Source organism: Virgibacillus sp. NKC19-3 (assembly GCF_019837165.1).
GTDB lineage: Bacteria > Bacillota > Bacilli > Bacillales > Amphibacillaceae > Virgibacillus_L > Virgibacillus_L saliphilus.
This window is the reverse complement of record NZ_JAGYHC010000001.1, coordinates 14,468-34,648: the sequence shown is the minus strand read 5'-3', so window position 1 is coordinate 34,648 and position 20,181 is coordinate 14,468. Positions and strand designations below refer to the sequence as shown.

At 41.0% G+C, this 20,181-nt stretch carries 21 protein-coding genes, 2 riboswitches and 1 other annotated feature; of the genes, 7 read left to right on the top strand and 14 right to left on the bottom strand.

Annotation, left to right across the window (positions count from 1 at the left end):
* Positions 1-101 precede the first annotated feature (101 nt).
* The 5 genes from KFZ56_RS00160 to KFZ56_RS00140 form a co-directional block, all read right to left on the bottom strand.
* A complete protein-coding gene (locus tag KFZ56_RS00160) occupies positions 102-434 on the bottom strand; it encodes a magnetosome magnetite crystal formation protein family (RefSeq protein WP_222639240.1) in 333 nt (110 codons plus the stop codon).
* Positions 431-817: a YdeH family membrane protein gene (locus KFZ56_RS00155; protein ID WP_222639239.1), complete on the bottom strand. Its 387-nt coding sequence runs from the start codon at positions 815-817 to the stop codon at positions 431-433. Before KFZ56_RS00155 ends, KFZ56_RS00160 begins: the two co-directional genes overlap by 4 nt.
* 50 nt (positions 818-867) lie before the next feature.
* Positions 868-1,266 (bottom strand): YdeH family membrane protein, encoded by a 399-nt coding sequence (locus KFZ56_RS00150; protein ID WP_222639238.1) that lies wholly within the window; start codon positions 1,264-1,266, stop codon positions 868-870.
* A gap of 78 nt (positions 1,267-1,344) precedes the next feature.
* Positions 1,345-1,797, bottom strand: a complete 453-nt coding sequence (locus KFZ56_RS00145; RefSeq protein WP_222639237.1) for a hypothetical protein — start codon at positions 1,795-1,797, stop codon at positions 1,345-1,347.
* Positions 1,794-2,099: a PadR family transcriptional regulator gene (locus KFZ56_RS00140; RefSeq protein WP_222639236.1), complete on the bottom strand. Its 306-nt coding sequence runs from the start codon at positions 2,097-2,099 to the stop codon at positions 1,794-1,796. The genes KFZ56_RS00145 and KFZ56_RS00140 overlap by 4 nt, the downstream gene beginning before the upstream one ends.
* Before the next feature lie 254 nt (positions 2,100-2,353).
* Here KFZ56_RS00140 and KFZ56_RS00135 point away from each other — a divergent pair, with 254 nt between their 5' ends.
* From KFZ56_RS00135 to KFZ56_RS00115, 5 genes are read left to right on the top strand one after another with little or no spacing between them, the layout of a single operon-like run.
* Entirely contained in the window at positions 2,354-3,259 is a 906-nt protein-coding gene (locus KFZ56_RS00135; protein ID WP_222639235.1) for a DUF8558 domain-containing protein, read from the top strand.
* Positions 3,260-3,296: 37 nt separating this feature from the next.
* A complete protein-coding gene (locus KFZ56_RS00130) occupies positions 3,297-3,929 on the top strand; it encodes a DUF4129 domain-containing protein (RefSeq protein ID WP_222639232.1) in 633 nt (210 codons plus the stop codon).
* A gap of 13 nt (positions 3,930-3,942) precedes the next feature.
* Complete coding sequence (locus KFZ56_RS00125) at positions 3,943-5,088, top strand: DUF4350 domain-containing protein (protein WP_255584736.1); 1,146 nt, start codon at positions 3,943-3,945, stop codon at positions 5,086-5,088.
* Positions 5,078-6,007 (top strand): AAA family ATPase, encoded by a 930-nt coding sequence (locus tag KFZ56_RS00120; protein ID WP_222639230.1) that lies wholly within the window; start codon positions 5,078-5,080, stop codon positions 6,005-6,007. Before KFZ56_RS00125 ends, KFZ56_RS00120 begins: the two co-directional genes overlap by 11 nt.
* Positions 5,958-7,319, top strand: coding sequence for a DUF58 domain-containing protein (locus tag KFZ56_RS00115; protein ID WP_255584735.1), 1,362 nt, complete (start codon positions 5,958-5,960; stop codon positions 7,317-7,319). The genes KFZ56_RS00120 and KFZ56_RS00115 overlap by 50 nt, the downstream gene beginning before the upstream one ends.
* Here KFZ56_RS00115 and KFZ56_RS00110 read toward each other — a convergent pair.
* On the bottom strand, positions 7,297-8,277 hold the full coding sequence (locus tag KFZ56_RS00110; RefSeq protein ID WP_222639228.1) for a stage II sporulation protein M: 981 nt from the start codon (positions 8,275-8,277) through the stop codon (positions 7,297-7,299). The genes KFZ56_RS00115 and KFZ56_RS00110 overlap by 23 nt on opposite strands.
* Before the next feature lie 105 nt (positions 8,278-8,382).
* Here KFZ56_RS00110 and KFZ56_RS00105 point away from each other — a divergent pair, with 105 nt between their 5' ends.
* Positions 8,383-9,168 carry an RDD family protein gene (locus KFZ56_RS00105; protein ID WP_222639225.1) on the top strand — a complete coding sequence of 262 codons (786 nt, stop codon included), beginning with the start codon at positions 8,383-8,385 and terminating at the stop codon, positions 9,166-9,168.
* Positions 9,169-9,288: 120 nt separating this feature from the next.
* Positions 9,289-9,454, top strand: a riboswitch (M-box (ykoK) riboswitch).
* 482 nt (positions 9,455-9,936) lie between these two features.
* The gene (mgtE, locus tag KFZ56_RS00100) at positions 9,937-11,298 is read left to right on the top strand and encodes a magnesium transporter (RefSeq protein WP_222639223.1); all 1,362 of its coding nucleotides are present in this window, start codon (positions 9,937-9,939) and stop codon (positions 11,296-11,298) included.
* Between the two features lie 93 nt (positions 11,299-11,391).
* On the opposite strand, the gene KFZ56_RS00095 is transcribed toward mgtE, so the two are convergent.
* From KFZ56_RS00095 to KFZ56_RS00060, 8 genes are all read right to left on the bottom strand, one after another.
* On the bottom strand, positions 11,392-12,597 hold the full coding sequence (locus KFZ56_RS00095; RefSeq protein WP_222639221.1) for a M20 family metallopeptidase: 1,206 nt from the start codon (positions 12,595-12,597) through the stop codon (positions 11,392-11,394).
* A 22-nt stretch (positions 12,598-12,619) separates the two neighbouring features.
* Positions 12,620-13,438: a MetQ/NlpA family ABC transporter substrate-binding protein gene (locus KFZ56_RS00090; RefSeq protein ID WP_222639219.1), complete on the bottom strand. Its 819-nt coding sequence runs from the start codon at positions 13,436-13,438 to the stop codon at positions 12,620-12,622.
* 15 nt (positions 13,439-13,453) lie between these two features.
* The gene (locus KFZ56_RS00085) at positions 13,454-14,104 is read right to left on the bottom strand and encodes a methionine ABC transporter permease (RefSeq protein WP_222639217.1); all 651 of its coding nucleotides are present in this window, start codon (positions 14,102-14,104) and stop codon (positions 13,454-13,456) included.
* Positions 14,094-15,125 (bottom strand): methionine ABC transporter ATP-binding protein, encoded by a 1,032-nt coding sequence (locus tag KFZ56_RS00080; RefSeq protein ID WP_222639215.1) that lies wholly within the window; start codon positions 15,123-15,125, stop codon positions 14,094-14,096. Before KFZ56_RS00080 ends, KFZ56_RS00085 begins: the two co-directional genes overlap by 11 nt.
* A 73-nt stretch (positions 15,126-15,198) precedes the next feature.
* A riboswitch (SAM riboswitch) is annotated at positions 15,199-15,307 on the bottom strand.
* 356 nt (positions 15,308-15,663) lie between these two features.
* Complete coding sequence (gene serS / locus KFZ56_RS00075; RefSeq protein WP_222639213.1) at positions 15,664-16,938, bottom strand: serine--tRNA ligase; 1,275 nt, start codon at positions 16,936-16,938, stop codon at positions 15,664-15,666.
* Between the two features lie 100 nt (positions 16,939-17,038).
* Positions 17,039-17,272, bottom strand: a binding site (T-box leader).
* Between the two features lie 26 nt (positions 17,273-17,298).
* Positions 17,299-17,889 carry a pyridoxal 5'-phosphate synthase glutaminase subunit PdxT gene (gene pdxT / locus KFZ56_RS00070; RefSeq protein WP_222639211.1) on the bottom strand — a complete coding sequence of 197 codons (591 nt, stop codon included), beginning with the start codon at positions 17,887-17,889 and terminating at the stop codon, positions 17,299-17,301.
* A 14-nt stretch (positions 17,890-17,903) separates the two neighbouring features.
* Entirely contained in the window at positions 17,904-18,788 is an 885-nt protein-coding gene (gene pdxS, locus KFZ56_RS00065) for a pyridoxal 5'-phosphate synthase lyase subunit PdxS (protein ID WP_222639209.1), read from the bottom strand.
* Positions 18,789-18,810: 22 nt separating this feature from the next.
* Complete coding sequence (locus KFZ56_RS00060; protein ID WP_309228231.1) at positions 18,811-20,142, bottom strand: serine hydrolase; 1,332 nt, start codon at positions 20,140-20,142, stop codon at positions 18,811-18,813.
* Positions 20,143-20,181: the final 39 nt, after the last annotated feature.

Genomic DNA, 20,181 nt, shown 5'->3' with positions numbered 1-20,181 from the left:
CACGATAACGTATGACCATTCTAACATGAAGAAACGTTCATTTGCACGTTATCAGAATGGGAAAAAGGGGAGGAATACAACTTCACCCTAAAAAACGGTATCTATCTAGCAATGTTGTTTGAAGTCACCGCTTCAACGCCCTGTACCACATTCCATATAAAAAGAATGACACTTATTACACTTGCTACGAGGTAACCAATTACCAAAACACCAGCTGTCAATTTCGCTGGATGAAAAAGATAAAAGATCGTACTTAACCCCATCACTACGATTATTATGATAAGTATGAGCGAATGAGATAAGATTGCTCGTTTTGCGTGAAACCGTACTTTATCATCTTTGGTTACAAGCATCATAACAAGTGGAAATAAAAACGGAGCAAAAAAAATGCCAAAATAATTTAGTGACGCCAAAACGTTATTATTTTTACTCATGACACTACTCCTTTATTGCCGTTATTTTTCCCATCAAAAAAAGTAACCGCTATACTACAAGCGCTAACAACAGTGCCTACAATTCCAATTATACTGGCCCCGGCACCGCCATTAAAACCTAAAAACCAAGAGGGGATAAGCCCCAAAAATAATAATGCAATAAACCCTTGACACATTGCAAATGCAATTCTTGCGCCATTATTATTAAAGATAGATAAGATCAAAGATGGTAAGAATAATATAATAACTACTCCAATACCTATCCAAAATAGAATGGGTTCCTCAAAAGAGATTGTTTCACCTGTTTTCGTATTTGCAGCTAATAAAACCCCAATAAGAGCTACTATCAACGTTAACAGGACCATGGAGAGCCTTTTCAACATTTAACTAATCCTCCTACACGTTTCATGGCTTTATCTGTCTTAAAATGTGTTTAATGAATAACTGAATTTCTTTTAAGTTCCCTCACAGTACTGATGATACTAACCATACTACCAATCATACCTATCACACCAAGAGCACTTATCCAAAATCCGCCACTAGAAAGAGATAGATGAAAACCATTAGAAAAAATGATGCCTAAAAGAATCACACCTAAAAAAACAAGAATAATAAAAACTTGATAAATCGCAGCTATAATTTTCACAGAAGAATGTTTAAACAACGATAAAATGAAAGGTGGTAAAAATAAAACCATTAGCTTTCCAATGGATGACCACATATCAGTTGGTTCATCCAATACCACAGTGTCAGAAGCTGGTGTGGTATTAGCAGTTATTACTAAAGCAGCAAAGGCCACTATCATCGTTGATAAACTTACCCACGATTGCAAAATTTTATAATTTCCTAGATAAATAATAATCCTCTCCTTTTCATATCGTTGGAGTCGTCTTCCTTGCCTGATACCTCGTTATTTTATCAAGACCAAAAATGTTACAGTAAAAATCCCATATACTCCCATGAAACCTACGGAAGTTTTCAATAGTTTTGTTTTAAAGGAATAGCCTTCTTCGACGCCAAACTTAAATAAGCCTACGATAAAAGCAACAACCGCTGCCAATAAAGAAAGCATAGCTATCAAAACTGCCGCCATCGCCACTTGTTCTACCAATATAACTTCGTTTAGCGGCTTCACTTTTAACACAATAATAGCATTGATTAACGTGATAAAAACTAACATTTGACCGATACGAATCCAATAATTATTCCGTTCTGTTAACTCCATATTCCAGGCGTCAATGATACCAAAAAGCAAATCAACGATTGTTTTAAATGACTTATCGGTATGTTCTAATACATCCATTAGTTCATTGCCATAACGTTTTCTCCACGTTTTAGGATACAAATAAACAAACCACTTCATACTAGACCAAGCCTTTTTAAACCAAGATTCGTTACCTTTTGCATTTCTTTAATTTGTTCCGTTACGTATTGTTGTCCTTCCTCTGTCAGTTTGTATGGTTTTTTATGTTCTTCAGACGTAAGCACACGTATATATCCCCATTTCTCTAAACGAGAAATAGCTCCATATAATGTCCCTGGTCCTATTTTGATGTTATAACTTTCCTCAATGTCTTCCATAATGGCATAACCATGACGGTTCTTCTCAGCAAGGCTTATCAAAATGAGCAAGCTAGGTTCTGAGAATTTACTTTTTTTAGGCACGTTCTCACTCCTTTTTACAACTATTACGTTTTACGATATAACGTATAACGTAATAGTAAAATATAGTTGAAATGAAGTCAATTAAAAATCATAATTAGCAGTAGGATCAGTTTACGGAACTGCCATCATCCCACTTATTAACTTAATGGTACCAGACCTTTTGTACATTATCGGATTTTATTCAACCAAACACCCAAATTGTAGAAAATAATGTTAAAATAGGCATACTACAAATTCCAGGAGGGGGAGAATAAATGAATAAACAACAACAAACCAAGGGGTTTGGTGAAATCCTTGATGCAGCATTTCGTTTATGCAAAAATCATTTTTCGGATTTTTTCAAGATTGTACTTATCCTTATTGGTCCGATTTATTTACTGCAAGCTATCATTTTATTATTATCCGGAACTAGCTTTTTTAGAGAAATGGGTAGTGGAAGCAGTAGGTTTGATCAAATTTTTTCAAGTGTGGAGGCGAGTGCTAATACAACGTTAGGAGAAGATTTGGCGAATATTGTCGTGACTTTTCCAATGTTGATATTGTATCCTGTTGCATTAGCAGCTGGTTTATTTGCTATCAATCAGTTGAATAAAGGGCAGGAATTTACAGTGAAATCTGTTATAAAACAAGCGTTTTCCAAATTTTGGCAGATCCTAGGCAGTAGTTTACTGTTTGGCGTCATTTTTTTTGGCATGGTTTTTGTCCCAACTATTATCATTACAATCTTCGGTGTTATCGGTACGATGGCAGCCCCGGTTGCAGGAATTATAATGATGATTATTCTATTTTTAGGTCTTGGATTCACTGTATTCTTTTTCATGAGTCGCTGGAGCCTTTACCTTGGGGCTACCGTGTTTGACGATAACATGCCTGGACTGGCAAGGAGTTGGCGCTTAACACGTAAACAAGTATGGAAAGTACTGGGGATCTATTTAGTCCTTTCCCTCATATTTTTTATTATAAGTGTGGCCATCGAATCCATATTCATTATGCTTTTAGGAACAAGCGTCCTATATACACTTATCATTAATCTGGTAACCCTATTTACGTCGATGGTATTTATGGTGGGGTATGCCATTCTTTATTTTGATTTAAAAACACGGCATGATGGCGATGACTTAAATGAAATGATCGATGACTATCAAACCCCCGGTAATTAACATGTACCGGGGAGGGTCGAGATGGAGGTGATCAAAAATGGAGAGGGAAGAACTAGAGGATATATTAGACCAACCGGAATATCAGATTTATTATGAAGATAATCGAAATTTTCTGGAGGTTTGGTGGGATCAGTTAAAAAATTGGTTTCATGACCTATTATCCGATATATTACCTTCACTAGAACCAACGCAGGGGGTTGCGAGTATCATACTTATGGTACTTATTGGTATTGTGGTCGTTCTCATTGGATTCGTCGTTTTTCTCGCTTTTCGGAAAGGAAGACGAAGCCGTACATTTCGCGATTATCAGCCGCTGCAGTCCATGAACGAAAAAGATTGGACATACCACGATCATCTAACAGAGGCCCGCAAACAGGAAAATAGCGAAAATTATACAGGTGCCACGCGTCATATGTTCCTGGCGCTTCTCTTTTACTTTCATGCGAAAAATTGGCTGATAGTGAGAAATTGGAAGACAAATGGGGAATACGTTGCTGAACTTAAGGAAGTAAATCAGCAAATCGCAGATCCATTTTATCACCTGGCGTTGGTATTTGATCAAGTGGTCTATGGCGAACGCCATTTACAAAAGAGCGAATATATCCCATTTCGCGATGAGATCATGGGGTGGCTCACAGAAGATATAGGAGAAAGACACACGAAAGATTAGGGGAGGGACAACGTTGCAAAAACCAATTTCAGGCAGAAGAATGTTGATCTGGCTCGCTGTTCTTCTTCTATTTGTCGGAGTAATCAGTTATTTTATTGCACCAGATAAACCGGAAGAATATCCTGCTTTTGTTTCACAGTCCCCTTCGCCAACAGGAGTGAAGGCCATTTACACATCCATGAATAAGGAAATGGATTCGGTTGAAAGATGGCCGTTTGCACCGGAACATTTACCGGCGCAAGAGGAAGATCAACTGCTTATTATGGCTGAACCATTTTTCATCCCTGACCAAGGAAAAATGGATGACTATATTTCCTTTATGGAATCCGGGAACTCCATTCTTTTATTAAAAACCAATCCGGATGGGATGTTTGGTTTGAATACGACAGCTGTCGAGGAAGATACAAGTAATGAAATCATACATAACAGTACCGGAACAGATTACCAAGCCGTAAAAAGTTCTTCCGTTCGTATAGAGGCAAGCACGGAAGATGATGTTTTATTGCATGATCAGGCTGGCGCAATCGCCATCAAACGCGCTTATGGCAATGGAACATTAATTGCAGCAACGGCTCCTGATTGGATGACCAATAGTAGAATTCTGGATGAAGATCATATACCGCTGCTGCAGGAACTCATGCAGGAAGAAAAACAAAACTGGAACACGATTTTTTTTGATGAATATATGCATGAAACAGGGCATGCTTCAAGTCTAACCAACCTTTATCCCGACTGGATCTTGGTGCTCGGGATACAAGCAATTTTGCTTACTCTCATGTGGCTTTGGCTACAAGGGAAACGCTTTGGCCCCATTGTGGAGCCAAGGGAAGAAACCGCTCGATTCAGTGATGAACGGATCCGGGCACTGGCATCCTGGTATCAAAAGGGACATCGATATCAAGATTCCTTAGCTATTCAAGCAGATTATGTAAAACAATTATTGCAGGAGCGGTGGGGCATTCCCTACCACAAGAACTGGGCAGACATAAAGGGGGAGCTGAATCAAAGATGGGAGAAGCAACCGAACGAAGGGGTTGACGTCTTTCTGAATGGTCTTATCGATGTTTTACATAAGGCGCATGTGAACAAACAAGAATACCTTTTATGGTCGAAAAAGTTAGATAGATTGCAAAAAGAGGTGGAAGATGATGAGAAATGAATTAACGTCTTTACTGGAAGCGTATGAAAAAAGCGTTCTTGGTCAAACGTCAAACTTGAAACTCCTGTTAGCTGCAATTTTAGCAGATGGGCATGTATTGATTGAGGGTGTCCCCGGCACCGGTAAAACAAAAATGGTTCGAACCCTTGCCGATTTAATGGATGGAGATTTTAAACGAATACAGTTTACACCGGACTTACTTCCGAGTGATATCACCGGGAGCACCATTTACAATATGCAGGACAGTCGTTTTCAAACCCTTAAAGGGCCGATATTTTCAAATATATTGTTGGCGGATGAAATTAACCGGACACCAGCAAAAACGCAAGCTGCTTTATTGGAAGCAATGGAAGAGAAGCAAGTGACGATTCAAGGAGAAACGTATCCATTGCCGCAAGTTTTTTTCGTTGTGGCTACACAAAACCCCATCGAATATGAAGGGACATATCCGTTACCGGAAGCGCAGCAGGATCGTTTTTTATTGAAATTGAATATCGATTTTCCTTCCTTTGAAAATGAAACAAATGTGTTAAAACAAGTCATGGAAAACAATACAGCAGAAGCAGGAATAGATGCTGTGATGAACATGAAGACGTTTCTTTCCATACGCCATGAGATTGAGAATGTCACATTAAGTGATGATGTTTTTGAGTATACGATGCAAATTGTACGACGGACAAGAGAAATAGATGCTATCGAGTTCGGGGCAAGTACACGTGCAGCTATTTCCATGGTGAAAGCAGCCAGGAGTTGGGCCTATTTGACCGGTCGTGATTATGTAACCCCTGACGATATTAAAATCGTTGCAAAGCCAGCATTAAGGCATCGGTTACAATTAGCGCCACAGATGGAATTGGAGGGAGTGGGCCTTGACCAAATTATTGAAGAGCTTGTGGGCGCGGTTCCTGTTCCAAGATAGAGGGATCTTGCCAACAAGGAAACTGCTTGTGATTTTTCTCATTTTTTCCATTGGTCTCATTGTGATTTCCAATTTTTCAGGTCTTTCATGGCTTTGGCTATTTATCGTGAATGGTATTATTCTAGGGATGAGTCTAATCGATTTATCTTTTTCACCAAAAAGGAAGGAAATAACGGGGCAACGCCAAATACCCAGTGAAATGGAAAAGGGCATCACCTACACCGCTCACATGAAACTGAGTAACGCCTCCGCTTATGCAGTAAACGTACGTTTAATAGATGGGGTGCCACAATCATTTCAGGCTCCTTTCCCATTAAAGGGGAATATAAATAGACAGGAGTCTGCTATATTGTCGTATAACATCGTTGCACCAGTCCGAGGGGAATATGAAGTTAACAAAATGTACATTCGCTACCAGAGTGTCTTCGGATTATGGGAAAAGCAAATGGCAATCGAGCTGGAAAATATGGTGAAGGTTATTCCTGATTTGACGGAAACAAAGCAGTATTTAAAGCATGCACAGCGATTTTTATTGTATGAAGGAGCAAAGATTCGAAAACAACGAGATCGTACAGGGGAATTTACCCAGATCCGAAATTATGTAGTGGGGGATGATCCGCGAAAAATCAACTGGCGACAGACGGCAAAACTGCAAACGCTGATGGCGAATGAGTATGAACCGGAGCATGGAAAATATATCACGATTTTAATCGATTGCGGACGAATGATGGGCGCCGAACTAAGAAATGGAAACCGCTTGGAAAAAAGTCTGGAAGCAGCATTAACGACAGCTACAGCAGCACTCAAAAATGGGGATTACGTGGCAGTACTTGCATTTTCGAAACAGGTAAACGTATTTGTGCCTCCTGCCAAAGGAATGAATCACCTGCAAAAAATAGTACAGGCAATATACAATGTAAACGTAGATACGAATGAATCCAATTATCCGGCCGCCTTTGCCTATGTACAAAACGTACAAAAAAAGCGAAGTCTGATTCTTTTATTTAGTGATGTCCATACATTCTTGCAGGAAGAAACCATCCTCATCCAGTTAAAACGGTTGCGGCAACAGCATTTATTTATGATCATCGCTGTAGCAGATGAGACGCTTCTTACTACTTCTAAACAGGAACCAATGCAAGTGCAACAGGCCATGTTAAAAAGCATGGCCCAGCAACAAATACAAACGAAAAAACGGGAAAAAGTCAAATGGGAGAGACAGGGACTGCTCCTGGTCGAGACAACAGAGGAGCATCTTGCCACGACAGCCGTTTCTCGTTATATTGACATTATGAATCAAGGCTTGCTTTAGTACTGTTTTTAAGATACAGCATTTTTCCACTTACCATGTAAAGAATGAGTGCAAGAATGGTTACAATGGCAACGATATATTTCACCTCTAGTGAAAATGATGCTGGGGTAATGAATCCTTCAATAATACCAGCAATCACGAATAAAGGAATCGTTCCAAGCAATAGCTGGACGGATCGCTTCGCCTGCCTTTTTAATTGGTATCCACGAGCGTATGGACCGGGGACAAACAACTTATATCCCATCAGCAAGCCGGCGCCACCTGCAATAAATATAGCCGTGAGTTCGATGATGCCATGCGGAACAATGTAAGCCCAGAACTCGTAAGATTGCCCGTAATGCCAGAAAAGGCCGGCCAGCGCGCCAATCATGATCCCATTATAAACCATGACATAGACGGTCAGGATTCCAAATGTAATCCCTCCTGCAAAGGCGAGAAATGCTACCTGAATATTATTTGTCATAATCGAAGCAGACATCATAGAATGATTAATGGCATCGTGATTAGCACCTAATTCCTCCGGGCTAACCGATTGCGCTACTTGTTCCGGCAGTAGCCCGTAAAGATGTAGTGGATCACTTAGTACCGAAAGAAAGGCAGCAAGCATTCCAATAATAAACAGGGCCATCGCTACGGTGACCGCCTTCCACTGCTCCAAAAGCAGCCCAATAAACGTTGTACTGAAAAAAGTCCGGATCTGCTTCATACTGGAAACTTGGTCCTTGTATAATAGATTGTGAGATTTGGCAACAAGCCCGTTTAAATAGGAAGTAATCTCCTCATCCGGAAAAAATGTTTGACTATAAGACAGGTGCTGTGCCGCTTTTTGATAAAGTTGGTTGAATTGATGAATGGTCTCACCGGTTTGTTTTCGTTGGCTTTTCTGTAAGATTGTTATATATTGCTCAAGCTGTTTCCAGTCTTTGCGATTTTGTTTCACGAATTGATTGAGGTTCATGCCAACACCTTCTTTCACTAGATTCCATATTTTCTCAGGCTATTGTCTATTATAAGCTGTACGTACCTTAATGAAAACTATTATGAATGAAATGGGGTAATAAAGATGAATCAAGAAGAACAAGTAGCGATTAAAACACCGGAATTCGTCTCCCTCCAATTTAAGCTGGCAGGTTTGGGGAGTAGAGCAGGAGCAATGATTATCGATCAGATCGTGTTGACGATTTTCAATATAGTCATTACCTTATTTTTAGTATTCGCTATTAACGCTGACATGGACTTGCTCGTAACGGATTCCGCTGCTGCTATTGTCGTTATTCTTATGTTTCTCGCCTATTGGGGATATTTTTTCGTATGTGAATATTTCTTTGGTGGCAGAACACTTGGAAAAAGATTAATGGGGCTTCGAGTGATTCAGGATAATGGGCATAGCATCACATTGCTTTCCAGTTTGATCCGAAATCTACTGCGCGTGATCGATATGATTCCAATGTATCTTACTGGAATGATCATGATTTTCTTCCATTCCAAACATAAAAGGCTGGGTGATTTAGTTGCCGGAACGCTTGTTGTACATGAACCTAGACCAAAGAAAGAACATAAAGCCACCGCGATTGAAAAAGAAATCAAATCACGTGGTCTTTCGAAGGAAAGCCTATCTATAGAAGACGGAGCCCTTCATTCACTTGGAATAAAAGAATGGAACTTATTGAATACATACAGTAATCGAATATTGCAATTACCTCAAGCTGAAAGAATGCAGCTTACGTATAAGATGGCTCAGACTCTTTTACCAAAAGCAGGTATAGGAGTGAACAGGAAGAATGAACGGGAACTGGAAAATATGCTTCTGACACTATACCTGATACTGAAGGATGAATGGGAATTTTGAAGAGACTGTCCCGGGTGATACATTGTTATACTCGAGATTAAATGAAATAAGCAGCTTAAGAAACGAAGGGGATTGGGTTGACAAACGGAACAAAGACCTGTATTATCACCTATGAATAAAAAGATACCTCGTTAGGTAAGGCTCCTGTGATGGAGATACGCTACTGCCCAAAAATGTCCAAAGACGCCAATGGGTCAACAGAAACCATCGACATAAGGTGGTTTTTAATGTAGCTGGATTTTTTCCTATGCCGCACAGTGCTAAAGCTCTACGATTGAGGGAATTTTGTTACGCCTATTTGAATAAGCCTGATTCGACATTGGCTTTATCATCAACGCTAGATACAAAACACCTTCTTTCGAGGAGGTGTTTTTTTAGTACACCATTAGGAAAGGATGTGGAATGGATATGCAGCAAAGTACATCAACTGACTCAGACCCCTTTCGATTTATGTTAAAAATATGCAAGTATCAAGGAGTCCATTCCTGCATCCTTAGCTAGAGGCCTTGGACAAAAGTAAAATGATCAACCCTGTAAACGAATAATACATCGTTTAGCGGAAGAAATATACGTAGACTCCTGCGGGAGGAAAGGCATAGGTGAGACTCCGAAGTGCGCTAGCACTTCGGAGGCCCACCAGCCGCCCTAAGGTGCGCGAAGTATATTTCTGGAGCGGGGTTCTAAATAACCGCATGTCCGTATTATGAAACTTGTGTCTAAAGCTTCTAGAAGCAGTATAGACTCCTTTCAAGATAAGGAGGATTTTTAATGGGTAAACTAACGAAAAAAAAGCGCGCCATATATACGAAAACGGTACTGGATGCACTGCATAACGGAAAAAAGCAACAGTTTCGTGATACCTTTTTAGAACTGCATCCATTCGACCAATCCGATATGTTTAAAACAATGGATGTGGAAGCACGCAACCTTGTATATTCCTTTTTAAGCCCGAAGGAATTCACAGCGATTTTCAGTAATTTGGATATCCAGGATCAGAAACTGTTTTTCCTGGAGATGGATGAAAACTATGCCTCAAGCATATTTAATCATTTATTTACCGATGATGTTGTCCAGTTTTTAACGGAAATCAACAGTCATCGGGCAGACGAAATATTAGAACAAATGGATGATAAAAAAGCGCATGAAATAAGGGCGATCTTATCTTATGCACATGAAACTGCCGGAGCGATAATGACCAAAGAATTGATTAGTATCCCAGCCTCCGCAACTGTAGAAGCTGTGTTAGACAAGTTAAGGAATGAGGCCCCGGATGCCGAAATTATTTATTATTTATATGTGGTTGATGCTCAGAAGGAACTTGTCGGTGTCGTTTCCCTCCGCGATTTAATTATAGCTAAACCGGATACCACCATCGAAAACGCAATGAGTACAAACGTTGTATCCGTCTCTGAAGATATGGACCAGGAAGAAGTCGGGATGGTCATCAAAAAATATGACTTGTTAGCCGTCCCTGTTGTCTCCCATCAGAATCAGCTGCTGGGTATTGTCACCGTTGACGATGTGTTGGATATTCTGGAAGAAGAGGCAACGGAAGACTTTGGCGAGATTTCCGCAACAAAAGGAGCAACAGATGTTAGTATAAGCCCTTTTAAAGCTGCTAAAAAGCGTGCACCATGGATTATCGTACTGATGCTTTTGAGTTTAATTACAGGTGGGGTCATCGATCGATTCGAAGAGACACTCGAATCCGTTGTGCTGCTTGCCGCCTTCATCCCCATGATCATGGGTTCCGGGGGAAATGTGGGCACTCAGTCACTGGCTGTTTCTGTGCGTGGACTTGCACTTGGGACCGTGGAAAAAAGTAATCTCTGGCGAATGATACGAAGAGAGTTCAGTACAGGGGCACTCCTGGGGCTCATTTGTATGGTGATCATCGCTGCCATTATCCTTGTTATTTATGGAAATGGCATGTTAGGAGTCATTGTGGGCATATCCACCCTTTGTACCCTGAGCGTGTCAGCCGTTGTGGGATCGGTTATTCCATTAATCATCAACAAACTGAATTTTGATCCTGCCATTGCTTCAGGGCCATTTATTACAACCTTGAACGATATTATTGGATTGATGATTTACTTTTCCATTGCAACGCAGCTAATGGAGTTTCTATAAGCTAATCCCATGCGCTTATCATGACTTGATGGCTATGAGTTCTGTCCCTGCTACATGAATACATTGTAGCAGGGACAGTCCCTTGATAAGCATTTATCCTTCTGATCGTTCCGCAAACTCCTGCTGAATTTCATCAAACACTTCTTGATTGGTAAGGAGTTCTAATATTGTTAATGCAGATGCTTTTGCTCCTGTAATTAAGGCATGATCACCCTTTTCGGAGCGAGCTGCTTCCCGGAATTCGACCGTATGCCCAATTAAATCACTTGGACCTATTTTAATATGGGGATGAATCGTCGGAACAACTTGACTTATATTGCCTGCATCCGTTGAGCCTAATGCCGCTCTTTCTTTTGTACTTACCCGTTCTCCTAAATGCTCAGCGACGCCTTTAAATACGTGATCAAAGCGTTTATTTACAATGAAATTATCCACTTCATTTTGAAAAGCGCTCACCTTCACTGTTGCGCCGGTTGCAAGTCCTGCACCCTCTGCAATAGCTTTTACCTTCGTGGTGATGTCATTCAACACCGTCCTTGAGGGAGCACGTATGAAAAATCTGGCATTTGCATATTCAGGTACAATATTCGGCGCATCCCCACCATCGGTAATAATACCATGGATGCGTACATCGGATGGTATGTGCTGACGCAAGGCATTGATCCCATTAAACAGCTGCAGTACGCCATCTAATGCATTGATTCCTTCTTCCGGATGTGCAGAAGCATGTGCCGGTTTTCCAAAAAACTCAAAATCCAGTGGATCAACCGCTAAACTTGGACCTGTTAGATTCGTTTCTGCTCCCGGGTGAAGCATAATGGCTGCATCAATCCCTTCCACTAAACCTGCCTTCACAAAACTTCCCTTCGCACTTCCATTTGGCCCGCCTTCTTCAGCCGGAGTCCCGAGCACGACAAGCTCTCCGCCGATTTCATCAATGACCTTACTTAAAGCAACAGCAGCAGCTACACTTGTTGTACCAATTATATTATGACCACATGCATGACCAATTTCAGGAAGTGCATCATATTCGGCGAGGAATCCAATCGAGCGTCCGTCTTTCTTGCCTTTCTTTTTGGCCAAAAATGCCGTTTCATGCCCGGCAACTCCCTTCTCTACATGGAAGCCTTCTTCTTCTAAAATACGGATTAAGCGCCCTGAGGCAAAATATTCCTCATTGCCAATTTCAGGATTATCATGAATCTCATGGCTTGTTTGAATGTAACGTTCCTTATTTTCCTCGATATTTTCCAAAATGCTTTTTTTCACTGTCTCTAACGTATCTGTCACTACTGTCATACTTATCACCTCATCTATTTTTTTAATAACCAATTTCACTTAATGGTACAGTTGTCGGGATGGAATTCCCGTCACGCTCTTCGATAATAAATTCTGCCACATCATCCGATTGATATATTTCTGCTAATCTGTTTAAAACTTCATCGTCTTTGTCTTCGACTTGGGTCGCGATGATATTAATATAAGGTGTCGCTGTTTCATCTTCATGGAAAATCGAATCATCTAAGGGGCTAAAGCCGCCATCTACTGCGATGCCATTATTAATAATGGATGCATCCACATCCGGTAGGACACGGGGTGTCTGCCCAGCTTCAAGTAATTCAAAATCCAAATCTTTAGGATTTCCGACAATTTTATCAAGGGAACCATTGCCGTCAAAGCCTTCTTCAAGCTCAATCAATCCTGCATCTTCAAGCAGTTGCAAACCACGTCCCATATTGGTTGCTTCTTTACCAAGTGCAATGGTTCCACCTTCTGGAATGTCTTCTACCGCATCATGTTTTTCTGAATATAACCCCATTGGAGCGATAACCGTTGTTGCGATCGGTGTGAGATCCAAATCATGTTCATCAATAAAGGCATCAAAGTAAGAAATTGTTTGGAACGCATTCGCGTCAATCTCTCCTTCAGCCAGTGCTAGGTTCGGCTGCACATAATCAGAAAAGCGGACAATTTCAACCTCAATTCCTTCCTCTTCCGCCTTTTCAGCAACATAATCCCAAATTGTCGTATCGGACCCGCTAATTCCAATTTTCACGGTTGTTGCTGCTTCACTATCCGAACAGGCACCAAGAGCAATAGCTAAAAAACTAATGAAAAATAGGAAGCCAAATCTTTTCATGTTGTTTTCCTCCTTCTATCTTCTTCTAATTTTTTTCGATAATATATTTCCGGCTGACTGTAACCCTTGGACCATAATGACAAGAATACCAACGGTGATTAACATGACAATTGTGTCAAAGCGCTGATACCCAAATGTAATTGCTAGATCGCCAAGCCCCCCACCGCCGACGGCCCCAGCCATTGCAGAAGCACCAACCAAACCGATCGTTGCAATGGTTAGACCGAGCATAAGCGAGCTTAATGCTTCAGGAATAAGAAAGCGAGTAATGATTTGTACAGGCGTAGCACCCATCGACTGGGCAGCATCCATCACACCCGGATCAACTTCAAGCAAGGAACTTTCTATTAATCTTGCAATATAAGGCCCTGAAAAAAGTATCATTGGCACAATTGCAGCCGCAGTTCCAATCGACGTTCCAACAACTAAGCGGGTGAATGGAATGATTGCAACCATTAAAATAATAAACGGGATGGATCGGAAAATATTTACGATAGCGTTTAAAATGGTAAAAACTATTTTATTCTCCCATAAATGCCCTTTTCGTGTTACAACAAGTAAAATTCCTAACGGCAATCCTATGATAGCGGCAAATAGTAAAGAGACAATTACCATGATAGTTGTTTCCCATAATGCGCCTGAAATTTGCTGCCAATCAACTAACATCTGCTAACACTTCCTTTATCGTTACTTTTTTCTGATGAACATGCATGATGACACGATTAATCTCCTTTTCGTCCCCTTCAAATTTCACAATCAAATTGCCAAATGGTGTCCCTTGTAATTCGGTAATACTTCCAAATAATACATTCACTTCGACATTAAAATGTTTCGCTATTTGGGAAAGCAGTGGTGCTCCTGTTGACTCACCGGTAAATACAATGCGATAAATTTGATGATCCCCGTCTTGCCTTTGAAGCAGTTGGTGCACCGATTCAGGTATCTCATCATGCATAACGGAACGGACAAAATTATGGGCAACCTCTGTTTTAGGCTGGGAAAACACATCGAATACAGAGCCTGACTCAACTACTTTTCCATTATCCAGCACCGCTACTTTATCGCAAATTTCACGAATAACCGCCATCTCATGCGTAATAATTAATATCGTAATATTATACTCCTGATTGACGCGCTTCAATAGCTTCAAAATTGAATTGGTTGTTTCCGGATCCAGAGCTGACGTCGCCTCATCACATAACAGAACTTCAGGCTGTGTAGCGAGTGATCGTGCAATGCCTACACGCTGTTTCTGTCCGCCGGATAACTGATCTGGATAGTTATCCGCCTTATCACGTAATCCAACGAACTCCAACAGTTCATAAACCCTTTTGTTTATTTCTTCTTTTGGTGTTTTGGTAAGTAACAAAGGCATTGCTACATTTGTAAAAATCGTTTTCGAATTCAATAAATTGAAGTGCTGGAAAATCATTCCAATATTACGTTTGGCTTCCCTTAAATCCTTCGTTGAAAGGCTTAATAGATCTTGATGATTCACAATAACCTTCCCCGATGTCGGACGCTCAAGTAGATTGGCACACCGAATTAATGAACTCTTCCCAGCACCACTGAAGCCGATCACACCATATATTTCGCCTTTTTCAATATGCAGATTAACATCATCTAAGGCCTTCACTTCTTGAGACGTACCCTGATAAACCTTTGTCATATGTTCAAATGTAATCAAGCTCTCTCCCCCTCGAAAATAAAAATACCCCTTCTTATAAAGATAAGAAGAGGTAACGCGTGTATTCATCCTCTTCTTATCTTTCAAGCTCATCGCTTGCTGGAGTTGGCACGTTACTTTTATAAAAAAAGTTCGTTGCCGAGATTTCACAGGGCCAGTCCCTCCATCTCTCTTGATAAGAAGTAATAATTATTAAATTTGTATTGCTATATACAATACTATCGTTATTTTAATTTGTCAATTGTTTTTTTTAGAAATTATTTTCTTGTAAGGGGAGTGTCTTCGATACATCAACGTATTAACGTAGGAAAAAATAGGCCCCCCTATACTGAAACCCGAAGTTCAGACATGAATGCCGAACATAAAACGCTGAATGCCGATGAATAAGCCACGATTGCCGAAACCGACGCTCGGAATACCGAACCAATTGCGCTGAATGCCGAAGCACCATGTCCGCTACAGTTTTTGTGTCTACAAACTAGGCTGGGAACTGTCCTTACTACTTTATCGCATTAATATTCCGAGGGACAGACCTCTCTTACTTTATAACATCCTTCCCACCCATATAAGATCGCAACACTTCAGGAACGATTACTGATCCGTCTTCCTGCTGGTAATTTTCTAAAATAGCTGCGACTGTGCGACCGATGGCGAGTCCGGATCCATTAAGCGTATGAACGAATTCCGGCTTTCCCTTTTCATCTCGCCGAAAACGGATGCCTGCACGTCTTGCTTGGAAAGCTTCAAAATTGGAGCATGAAGAAATTTCGCGATACGTATCCTGACTAGGGATCCATACTTCAATATCGTACTTTTTCGCTGCGGTAAAACCTAAATCACCTGTGCACATACTCATCACACGGTATGGTAGATTCAACAACTGTAATACATTTTCCGCATTCCCAGTTAACGTCTCTAGCGTTTCATAAGAGTCTTCCGGTTTTGTAAAATGTACAAGCTCAACCTTGTTAAACTGATGCTGACGGATTAATCCACGTGTATCGCGGCCGGCAGACCCCGCTTCTGAACGGAAATTAGTACTGAATGCGACATATTTTTTTGGTAGAGACGCTGAGGGTAAAATTTCCCCACGATGATAATTCGTTACAGGAACTTCCGCTGTCGGAACTAAAAAGTAATCCCAATCTGAAATATGAAACGCATCTTCTTCAAATTTAGGCAACTGTCCGGTACCTGTCAAACTTGCACGGTTTACCATATATGGCGGTAACATTTCCGCATAACCATGTTCATCTGCATGTAAATCCATCATGAAATTCAAAAGTGCACGCTCCAGTCTCGCACCAAGTCCCTTATAAAAGACAAACCTACTTCCTGTGACTTTTCCAGCTGCTTCAAAATCCAATATATCTAGATTTGTTGCAATATCCCAATGAGCCTGGGTCTCAAAGGAAAACTCCGGAAAATCCCCCCATGTACGCACCTCTATATTATCGTCCTCATCTTCTCCAATTGGTACACTTTCATGTGGGATATTAGGGATGGAGAGCATGATCGAATCTAATTGTCCTTCCACTTCCTTCAGCTCTTTATCAAGCGTAGAAATTTGCTCGCCAACCTCTCGCATTTCCTTGATAGCTGGTTCTGCATCCTTTTTTTCTTTTTTTAAGGCTGAAATCTGTTTGGACGTTTCGTTACGTCTCGCTTTTCGTTTCTCTACCTCAGCAATTAAATCGCGGCGTTGCCCGTCAAGTTCCCCAAACCTATCCAATGCAGATAAATCCTCACCACGCTTAGAAAGCTTCTCCTTGACATCATCAAAATTATTCCGTAAAAATTTCATATCTAACATGTTCATTACCTCCTTCATATTCGCTGTAAAGGATCTGTACCCCATGCGTTGATGTTGGGAAACAGCTCCTCCATATATAAAAAGACTCCCATCCCTGAATAATAGGGACGGAAGTCTCATTCCCGCGTTGCCACCCTTGTTGAAGAGACGCACTCTTCCGGCTCTCGTGTGTAACGGCACGTAACCGAGTTTACTTTCATGTCACTCATGTACTAGAGACCTTTTCCGTAAACCAGTTCAAGGATGGATTCACAGTATACTCCCATCGATTTACACCAACCATCGACTCTCTAGCGAAAGATCTACTGTTACTCGTTCCTATCGCAACTTTTGTTATGTTTCATCATAATCAATTTCTTCTTAAGATGCAAGTGTTTGTATTGATTTTTCCACCATTTCCACGAAATATGCAATAACACGATTATCGTCCGTTAGCTCGGGGTGGAATGCAGTACAAATATAATGCCCCTGTTTCACTGCCACAATTTGCCCTGCATGCGCTGCAAGGATCTCTGCATCAGTACCCACTTCTGTCACATAGGGGGCTCGAATAAATACAGCATTAAAGTCATCCGCCACATCCGTAATCGTAAGCGCAGCTTCAAAGCTTGCTACTTGGCGTCCGAATGCATTACGAGCTACCTTCATATCGATTAAGCCTAGATGAGAGGTTTCCTCACCTTCCAATTCACTTGCCATTAAAATCAGACCGGCACAGGTACCAAACACAGGTTTACCTTGCTTGCCAAATTCCTGAATGGCTTCAAAAAAGCCGTAGCTATCAATCAAACGGCGCATTGTTGTGCTTTCCCCGCCTGGCAAAATCAAACCATCAATATCCTCGAGTTCTTCCTTACGCTTTATTTCCATGGCTTTTGCGCCACAAGCTTCAATCGACCGAATATGTTCACGAACTGCACCTTGCAAGGCAAGTACACCAATTGTTGTCATACGATTCCCTCTTTCTATTCGCTGCGATCCTGCATACGGTCATGTCCTTCGATCGTACTCATTTCCAGACCCTTCATAGCCGTACCAAGCCCTTTTGAAAGCTCACTAATCAATTTGTAGTCCGTATAATGAGTTGTCGCTTCAACAATGGCCTTTGCGAATTTTTCCGGATGATCGGACTTGAAAATACCGGATCCAACAAATACACCATCTGCTCCTAATTCCATCATTAACGCTGCGTCACTTGGAGTTGCAATACCACCTGCTGCAAAGTTCACAACGGGAAGGCGACCTTCCTCGCGAACTTCCAATAATAATTCATATGGGGCTCCAATTTCCTTTGCAAATGTCATCACTTCATCCTCAGACATTGCCGTTAACTTGCGAATTTCAGATTGCACTTGGCGCATATGACGAACCGCTTCAACAATATTACCTGTACCGGGCTCTCCTTTTGTCCGAAGCATAGAAGCACCTTCACCAATACGACGCATAGCTTCCCCTAGATTACGGCAGCCACATACGAATGGTACCGTATAATCTGATTTATTCAGATGAAAGACATCATCGGCCGGTGTCAACACTTCGCTTTCATCAATATAGTCAACGCCCATTGCCTCTAAAACACGCGCCTCAACAATATGACCAATGCGTCCCTTTGCCATAACCGGAATCGATACAGCATTCATAACTTCTTCTGTAACAGTAGGATCAGCCATACGTGCTACACCACCTGCCGCACGAATATCAGATGGAACACGCTCCAATGCCATAACAGCAACTGCCCCAGCCTCTTCGGCTATTTTTGCCTGCTTAGCATTGACAACGTCCATAATAACGCCGCCCTTTTGCATTTCTGCCATCCCACGTTTTACTCGTTCTGTTCCTGTATGAACCATTTCCATTCCCCCTTATGTAATCTTAAAATAACCCTTTAATCCAATCCACAGATGAAGTGAATAAATTTGCGAAAAAGTCGCCAATTGCACCTAATGTAAGCATAAACCAATTACTTTTTTCCACGGATTCATTTGCCACAAGATCAACTGTATTACGGTTATCATCAAAAATATAACCATAATCCGCTTCCCCATCATACACAAGCTCTGCTGTTCCTATTGATTCGCCTTCTTCAATTGGTGCAGTTAACGCTCCATCTTCGTTTAAATAATCTTCGTCAATCGTATAGTCCACGCTATATTGTTCTTCTTCTCCGGATTTGATTGGAACCGTGAAACTTTCCGCTGTGGAAATATTCAAGGCATCTTCTTTTCCTTTCGCTACCGGAATACTGGATTCATTCTCTACCTGATAGCCGGCAGGAAATAATTCAGTGGTTTCAAATTGTTCAAAGCCATAATCCATCAGTTTTTCTGTTTGGTTAAAACGTTCTGCTTCACTTTCTGTTTTCATCACTACTGAAATTAAACGTTTCCCATTACGTTCTGCTGTTCCTGTAAACGTATAGCCAGCTAGATCTGTATTTCCTGTCTTCAGTCCATCCATACCTTCATAATAAAATTGTTCCAGGAATGTAGCTTCATGTGGAAGCATCCAATTCCAATTATCTAGACTTTCACCTTCAAATTCTATTTCCGGTTGACTGGATATCTCCAAAGCCTCCGGAAATTTATTCACTAAATGATAAGCAAGCAAGGCAGACGATTCAGCTGATAATAAATTTGTTTCGTCTGCATCCGTACCCTCCGGACGATTATCATCCAAGGATGAATTATCCAAGCCGGTTGAATTGACAAACTTATATTCAGGAAGACCTAATTCATCCGCTTTTTCATTCATTAAAGCGACAAATTCAGTTTCTGTTCCTGCTATCAGCTCAGCAAGTGCAATTGTTGTAGCATTATCTGAATTAACTGCCATAGCGTCATACAAGTCATGAACTGTATACTCTTTGTCCTGCTCTAAACCTACGCCGGAAAATGATGCATTAGCAGAAATGCTGTACGCATAATCACTGATCTCAGCTGTTGTATCCCAACTAATATCACCGGAATCAATCGCCTCAAGCACAAGATATTCTGTCATCATTTTCGTCATACTGGCTGGTGGCAAGGCTACATCCGGGTCTTTTGCGTATAATATTTTACCAGTTTCGGCATCAACTAAAATCGCTGATTCTGCATCTAAATCCAATGTATCTGCAGCTTGAGTTGAAAATGGTTGTACCATTACCGACGTTATCAACACGAGACTTGCAATTAAAAATAGTAACCTTTTTTTTATCTGTTTCACTTCCCCGTACCTCCACCTAAATTTTAAATCTTATATATC

Coding starts and splice junctions, on each gene's coding strand:
- pdxS (WP_222639209.1), bottom strand. CDS start 18,788: ATGGTTCATACAGGAACAGAACGAGTAAAACGTGGGATGGCAGAAATG.
- KFZ56_RS00145 (WP_222639237.1), bottom strand. CDS start 1,797: ATGAAGTGGTTTGTTTATTTGTATCCTAAAACGTGGAGAAAACGTTAT.
- KFZ56_RS00135 (WP_222639235.1), top strand. CDS start 2,354: ATGAATAAACAACAACAAACCAAGGGGTTTGGTGAAATCCTTGATGCA.
- pdxT (WP_222639211.1), bottom strand. CDS start 17,889: ATGACAACAATTGGTGTACTTGCCTTGCAAGGTGCAGTTCGTGAACAT.
- KFZ56_RS00130 (WP_222639232.1), top strand. CDS start 3,297: ATGGAGAGGGAAGAACTAGAGGATATATTAGACCAACCGGAATATCAG.
- KFZ56_RS00105 (WP_222639225.1), top strand. CDS start 8,383: ATGAATCAAGAAGAACAAGTAGCGATTAAAACACCGGAATTCGTCTCC.
- KFZ56_RS00085 (WP_222639217.1), bottom strand. CDS start 14,104: ATGTTAGTTGATTGGCAGCAAATTTCAGGCGCATTATGGGAAACAACT.
- mgtE (WP_222639223.1), top strand. CDS start 9,937: ATGGGTAAACTAACGAAAAAAAAGCGCGCCATATATACGAAAACGGTA.
- KFZ56_RS00095 (WP_222639221.1), bottom strand. CDS start 12,597: ATGACAGTAGTGACAGATACGTTAGAGACAGTGAAAAAAAGCATTTTG.
- serS (WP_222639213.1), bottom strand. CDS start 16,938: ATGTTAGATATGAAATTTTTACGGAATAATTTTGATGATGTCAAGGAG.
- KFZ56_RS00120 (WP_222639230.1), top strand. CDS start 5,078: ATGAGAAATGAATTAACGTCTTTACTGGAAGCGTATGAAAAAAGCGTT.
- KFZ56_RS00155 (WP_222639239.1), bottom strand. CDS start 817: ATGTTGAAAAGGCTCTCCATGGTCCTGTTAACGTTGATAGTAGCTCTT.
- KFZ56_RS00110 (WP_222639228.1), bottom strand. CDS start 8,277: ATGAACCTCAATCAATTCGTGAAACAAAATCGCAAAGACTGGAAACAG.
- KFZ56_RS00160 (WP_222639240.1), bottom strand. CDS start 434: ATGAGTAAAAATAATAACGTTTTGGCGTCACTAAATTATTTTGGCATT.
- KFZ56_RS00090 (WP_222639219.1), bottom strand. CDS start 13,438: ATGAAAAGATTTGGCTTCCTATTTTTCATTAGTTTTTTAGCTATTGCT.